General features: G+C 42.5%; 6 protein-coding genes. 1 reads left to right on the forward strand and 5 read right to left on the reverse strand.

The genetic code is table 11. The features are described from left to right. Positions 1 to 70: 70 nt before the first annotated feature. Positions 71 to 445, forward strand: coding sequence for a helix-turn-helix transcriptional regulator (locus PVV66_RS04125; RefSeq protein ID WP_273719210.1), 375 nt, complete (start codon positions 71 to 73; stop codon positions 443 to 445). A gap of 390 nt (positions 446 to 835) precedes the next feature. Here the strand turns inward: PVV66_RS04125 and PVV66_RS04130 are convergent, their stop codons facing one another. The 5 genes from PVV66_RS04130 to PVV66_RS04150 form a co-directional block, all read right to left on the reverse strand. Then, positions 836 to 3010: an isocitrate/isopropylmalate family dehydrogenase gene (locus PVV66_RS04130; RefSeq protein WP_273719241.1), complete on the reverse strand. Its 2175-nt coding sequence runs from the start codon at positions 3008 to 3010 to the stop codon at positions 836 to 838. Further along, a complete protein-coding gene (locus PVV66_RS04135) occupies positions 3010 to 3273 on the reverse strand; it encodes a hypothetical protein (RefSeq protein ID WP_273719209.1) in 264 nt (87 codons plus the stop codon). Before PVV66_RS04135 ends, PVV66_RS04130 begins: the two co-directional genes overlap by 1 nt. 976 nt (positions 3274 to 4249) lie before the next feature. Then, positions 4250 to 5071, reverse strand: a complete 822-nt coding sequence (locus PVV66_RS04140) for a TIGR00282 family metallophosphoesterase (RefSeq protein ID WP_273719240.1) — start codon at positions 5069 to 5071, stop codon at positions 4250 to 4252. A gap of 18 nt (positions 5072 to 5089) precedes the next feature. Next, positions 5090 to 5695 (reverse strand): 5-formyltetrahydrofolate cyclo-ligase, encoded by a 606-nt coding sequence (locus PVV66_RS04145; protein WP_273719208.1) that lies wholly within the window; start codon positions 5693 to 5695, stop codon positions 5090 to 5092. Positions 5696 to 5900: 205 nt separating this feature from the next. Continuing rightward, positions 5901 to 6429: 5-formyltetrahydrofolate cyclo-ligase (locus PVV66_RS04150; RefSeq protein ID WP_273719207.1), on the reverse strand; the 529-nt coding region annotated here is incomplete at its 5' end.

Raw genomic sequence — 6429 nt, forward strand, 5'->3', positions numbered from 1 at the left:
ATCCAAACTCAGTACTTTCAGACTCCCGGAATACTCATGCGAGGGCGCTCGCAACCCGAGGGGGCACAAAGTGCAAATTAAAAATCCACATTTTAATGACATTTCAATAGGGCGAAAAATTCGCCATAGACGAATTTCAATGAGGCTTTCTCAAAAGGAATTAGGGAAATATCTAGGTGTTAGTTTTCAGCAAATCCAAAAATACGAAAAAGGCGCCAATCGTGTAAGCGCAGGATGTTTGCTAGAAATCGCTAAAAAACTAGAAGTTCCGATGAGCTTTTTTTATGCGGATCTTTTAACAGCTGATATTGCCACAAAAGAACATGTCTTGTGCTCTTATGAAGAAATGATTTCAAGCAAAGAAGAGCATATTCTTTTGAAAAGTTTTAGAGAACTCAAACCTAAACAACAAAAAGCAATCTTGTGTTTGATTGCTGAAAGATAAAACACGGCTTTAAATTTTATTGTAAATCTTTCGAAATTACTTTATACTTTGGGTGACTTTGGTCGTAGACGCAACGATCAAGAGGGTTTCAAAAACCCTAAAGTTCGATCATAAAAATTAACCTACTTTTGTGGGTATCCCGTAATTCCGGGAGTTTTTGCCATGTCCCAGGTGCTGCGCAGCACTAAAAGCAAAAAAGCTGATTCGAACTCAGTGTTTTTGACTCCCGGAATACTTATGCGAGGGTGCTCGCGCTTGGCGGGGGCTTTCAGTGCAAGCTAAAAATCCACATGTCTAACGATATTTCGTGAGGTCGAAAAATTAGAAACAGTCACTGGAGCTAATGCCAGACAAGCGTTTTTTTCAATGTTTTTACCGTGTTGTCAGAGGTTATTTGCTTTTTTCCGTTTGCAAAACTCTTTTTAAAACTAACCAAGCGGCATATTCTTGTAAGACAACACCTAAAAGCGGTCGCGTATAGGGAAAGGTAAGTTGATCTTCATCATAGCCTTTCATCTGTACGGTTATTGTTGCATGTCCAAGGCTTTCTTGCTGCTGTTCTAGGGTCTCGATGGAAGGTGATAAGCGCACTTCAACCGCAAACTGTGGAAGGTTTTTTGCATTTTTTTCTGGGGCGTGGAAATATTTTAAAAGTTGTGGATCATGGATGGACCAATGTACCTCTGCGTGCATGGCTAATTGTTTACACGCCGTGGTGACTTCTCTGCCAACCAAATAGGGGTGAAAATGATTTTCAAATTCTTCGATAAGATGTGGTGCCAAGGGGGTGGAGGACTGACCAATCAGTTGCACCAGAACATAAGGGCTTTTCCATAAAAAATGGCGTTCAAAGGGTTCATTTGCAAAATGACGATCAACAAAATGTGCTATGGTACTTTCATCAATTCCAATCAAAGTCCAGGCATACTCCGCGCGCGATAGAGAAGAATATTTCTTCTCATTTTGCTGTAAATAATCTTCTAAAAGGGCAAGAGCTTGTGAGGGGGGACCAGGCAAAACAACAAGTGTGCTTTCATCACAAGAAAGGTAAAAACCAGGGGCTGTGCCTGTAGGATTATCAAGCACTTTTGCTGTTTTCGGAAACAAGGCTTGACGCGCATTATTCTTATCCGGTGCAATTCCTAATCGCGCCAATTGACCTTTTACTGTGTGCCAAACATCTTCATGATGCACCAAAGGTTGCCTTACAGCTTGGGCAACGCTATCTCGTGTTTTATCATCAGAGGTTGGTCCCAACCCCCCACTGATAAGGATAAGATCTTCTTGTCCAAGACAAGAGACAATCGTCTCACTGATTTGCTGTAATTGATCCGCACAAACAAAATGACGCGTGACTTGAATATTTCTTTTTTCCAAGCTTTGGCTTAAATCTTGTAAATTCGTATTCAAATATTGACCTGAAAGAAGTTCATCACCTACAGTAATAATGGCTGCACGATACACAGAGATAGGCTTCACAAGAAAATGGCCAACAGTTTCAGCCATTTGACGGGATGAGGCTTCGCCTCCTCGATCATAAGGGACGATTTTCCCCGCACGAATAACCTGATCAACACTTTGAGATAATTGTTTTGCTTCCTCTTGAAAGCCTAAATGTTCCAAAAGTAAAGCGGTGGTATAAAGCATGGCAGAAGGGTTTGTTTTATTCTGTCCAGCAATGTTTGGGGCGCTTCCATGAGCGGGTTTAAAACAAGCAATCTGGCTTCCTACATTGGCTTGAGGTGCAAGCTCCAATCCGCCCATGACACCAGCAGCACAATCAGAGAGAATAGCGCCAAACATGTTTTCAGCAACAATCACACCAAATTGCTCTGGCTTTGTGGTAATCCACAAAGCAACCATATCAACATGATGAATATCTGCTTCAATTTCTGGATAGTTTTGCGCGATTTTCTCAAATATTTCCTGCGCAAATTGTCCACTTTCTCGCATAACATTCAGCTTATCAGCAAAAGTAACGCGCTTTATCCCATGCGCACGTGCATAAGAAAAAGCATAGTCAAATAATCGCTCTAAACCAAAGCGTGTCTGTAGACGGACTGTCCATGCGGCTTCTTCAACACCATATTTTGTCAAATTAGGATGTTTTAACCAAGCAGATGTTTCTGGCGTGATACCCAGAAAATCTAATCCCGCATCGAGACCTTCACTCTTCTCTGTGATCACACAAAACTCAAAAGGTTTTCGCGGACCAAAAATGTATCTTACCGGACGTATCGTGGCAAACAGACCTAACTTTTGGCAAAGTTGAAGGATAGGAGAAACATAGGCAAGGTTTTGCTCCTTTAAATGTGGTGCGCATTCTTTTAAAGCTGCTTCTTTTCCGGGTTCTGTCACAGTGCCAAGTAAAATGGCATCACTTTCAGCTATTTTTTGCCATGTTGCTTGAGGAACAGAATCCCCTTCCTGTTGCCAACATTTCCAACCAATATCACCATGCGTGAATTCTATTGGCAATTGAAATTGCTCTAAGACCATTAACGCTGCATCACAGAGCTCTGGTCCTACGCCATCCCCTGATAGCACAAGAACTTTTTTTTTCATCATCTCTCCCTCCATTCATCAACGACTGCATTCGTCATGACAGTACTCTCCCTCCCACAAATGCAACCACACCCTAGAGAGGTAATCTTATATTCATGATTTATACAATGGCTTTTTGTGTGATGATGAACCAAAGCTGTCACTTTTTCCCTCTTAACGCTTAAAAACGTGTCCTTATCCTTAATAAGCTTATCTCTACCATGCTTTCCCAATAAGCGTTTAAATTCACGTGTCATACTTTTTTGATCTTTTGGAACTCCCATAAGACTCTTTTTTCAATGGTGCCTATCGGTTGCACGAAAGAGTCTCATGTTTCTAAAGCCGCCGACAGATTACCTTCTTGCCAATACAGATCACCTTCTTGCTAATAAGGTTAGAAGATATCCAAGGCATTGTTGCAAAACTTTATCTGGATAGTCTGGAGCATTTAAAGTCAAGGAGTGCGCGCGCATTGGGGAGCCCGTGCTGCCAATATTTGTCCTCGTGTTCCAGTTCATAGCAAAGCATACAAGCGCAAAAGCCTCATAAAAGCGCTCCTTTGAACTTTGCTGTAAGGGGATACCTTCTAGCGTAGCGTTGCTCGAAAAAAGAGATAATGTGTTTCATCGTGTAACCTTAAATCCTCTCGCTAAAAATAAATTTTTAAAAGAGAGAAGCTTCCTTTGTTCCCAATGGGTATTACAAGCGCAAGAATAACACGGTGTAAACACATGGCGTTTAAACGCTTTGTGTGCTTTTTTGTTTTAAAGTTTGGAGAGTCATGAGTCCCTCTTCTAATCCTAAAGACATTTTACTTTCTAGCAACGCTTAAATTATTTAAGGCTAAAAGAAAATCGTGAGCGCTTTGATGCACTGGTCAAACAAAAGAATGGTTCTTTAGATTTTCTGTTTGTTGCAAGATTTTACTTCATCATTTTTATTGAGACAGAGTCGTAAAAGTGTGACCCTTTATATTTCCCCATAGAAAAAGAGCTGTGTTTTATACTTTATCTGCCTTTATCATCACTGCTTTTCGTTCACTCATTTTAATAAATGTTCATTTGTAAAAATGCGTGAAAATGATAGAGAGATCTATAATTTATGAGGGGCTGGAATATTGGGGGCTTGAAAAATCGCCTTGCAAAAAACAGTTCCCGAAAGGAAAAAGTGGCGCGTGACACTTCAAAGGAGGTGGCTTTGAAAGAGCGATCAAAGGGGGACTGGGAAGAGCGATCATCAAAGCGGGGCTTTGAAAGAAGCCTACCAAAAATCTGGAACTTCAGGCTTTAAATGAGGACCAATCCGTACCGCTGAGACCTTTTCTGCTAAACCAGTGCGATCTGAAATCTCAACCGCGAAACCACAAAGGGTGGCCGGACCACACGCTGGTTCAAAGCGATCTTGCTTTGTCTTATAAAGAAAACGGTGTAACGGTTCTTCTTTATCCATGCCAAGGGATGAGTTGTAATCGCCACACATGCCAGCATCTGTTAAATAAGCACTGCCGCCTTCTAAAATCTGCGCATCAGCGGTGGGAATATGTGTATGGGTGCCAACGATAACACTTACACGACCATCAAGAAAATGGCCAAAACATTGCTTCTCACTCGTTGTCTCTGCGTGAAAATCAAAAATAATCGCATCGGCTTGCTCCATCAAGGAACAGGCGAGCAGAATATTTTCCGCTATTTCAAAGGGATCGGTAACTTTATACGGCATAAAAACACTGCCCAACAGATTGGCGACAAGAACACGGGCGCCATTTTTTGCGGTAAAAACACCTGCACCTCTTCCTGGAGTGTCTTTCGAGAAATTGGCAGGACGTAAAAAACGATCACTCTCATGGGCATACTGTAAGGCTTCTTTGTGGGAAAAAGCATGGTTGCCGGTGGTGACAACATCAACACCCGCCATTAAAAGATCTTGATACGTTTCTTGCTTGAGACCAAAACCATCAGAGGCATTTTCACCATTCACGACAACAAAATCAAGCTGCCATTTCTCAATTAGCTGAGGAAGATGCTCAAAGACAACTTTACAGCCTGTGTTCCCAACAATGTCACCTAAAAATAAAAACCGCATAGGCACTTTAATCACATTTTAGTGTTTTAAGAAACCTTTTTCTGTAAAAATTCCCTGAACCTGGAGATCATGTTCGGCTCTGGGAATAGAGGAAACCTCCTGACACGAAAATCCTATGCCCCATAAGGTCATTTTATGTCCTTGTTTTTCAAGGGCTTCAATCGCACGGTCATAATAACCACCTCCATAGCCAAGACGGTGACAGTGACCATCAAACGCAGAAAGCGGAACAATGATCATGTTGGGGATAACAATGGCATTGTCTGCACCTGGCCCTAAGGTGCCAAAACGCATGGGCTCGAGTCGCGTGCTCAGCGAAAATGCTCGAAAAATCATGGTGGTGGAGTCAAGCACGGCTGGTAAGGATAGGCGCCCACCGCGTAGTGCTATTGCCTCAAGGAGAGGGCGTGGGTCAATTTCCGATTTGATGGGCCAATAGCCTGCCAAAATGAGGCGTGAAAAATCTGTTCCTTTTTTTTCAAGGGTTTCAATAAAGTGGCGACAAGCGCGTTGTGAAAATAGGGCACGCTCTTCTTTTGAAAGAGCCTCACGCCGCAATAAACCACTCTTGCGCTGCTGTGCACGAAGAGATGAAGCTGTTTCAGAAAGGGAATTTGGGGTCATTGTCTCGCCAATTATTCAGCCGCTACTTTATAAGCTTTTGGTATTTTATCCATTGTTGGCATTTTGTATGTTGGCATTTTGTAAATCGCTTTATGGACAAAAGTCCGTGTGCGCAAAACAAGCGCATTGTGAAAATAGGGACCGCTCTTGTGTTTGCGACAATGTCACCTAAAAATAAAAACCGCATAGGCACTTTAATCACATTTTAGTGTTTTAAGAAACCTTTTTCTGTAAAAATTCCCTGAACCTGGAGATCATGTTCGGCTCTGGGAATAGAGGAAACCTCCTGACACGAAAATCCTATGCCCCATAAGGTCATTTTATGTCCTTGTTTTTCAAGGGCTTCAATCGCACGGTCATAATAACCACCTCCATAGCCAAGACGGTGACAGTGACCATCAAACGCAGAAAGCGGAACAATGATCATGTTGGGGATAACAATGGCATTGTCTGCACCTGGCCCTAAGGTGCCAAAACGCATGGGCTCGAGTCGCGTGCTCAGCGAAAATGCTCGAAAAATCATGGTGGTGGAGTCAAGCACGGCTGGTAAGGATAGGCGCCCACCGCGTAGTGCTATTGCCTCAAGGAGAGGGCGTGGGTCAATTTCCGATTTGATGGGCCAATAGCCTGCCAAAATGAGGCGTGAAAAATCTGTTCCTTTTTTTTCAAGGGTTTCAATAAAGTGGCGACAAGCGCGTTGTGAAAATAGGGCACGCTCTTCTTTTGAAAGAGCC

Source organism: Bartonella sp. AU16XJBT, from assembly GCF_028618665.1.
GTDB lineage: Bacteria > Pseudomonadota > Alphaproteobacteria > Rhizobiales > Rhizobiaceae > Bartonella.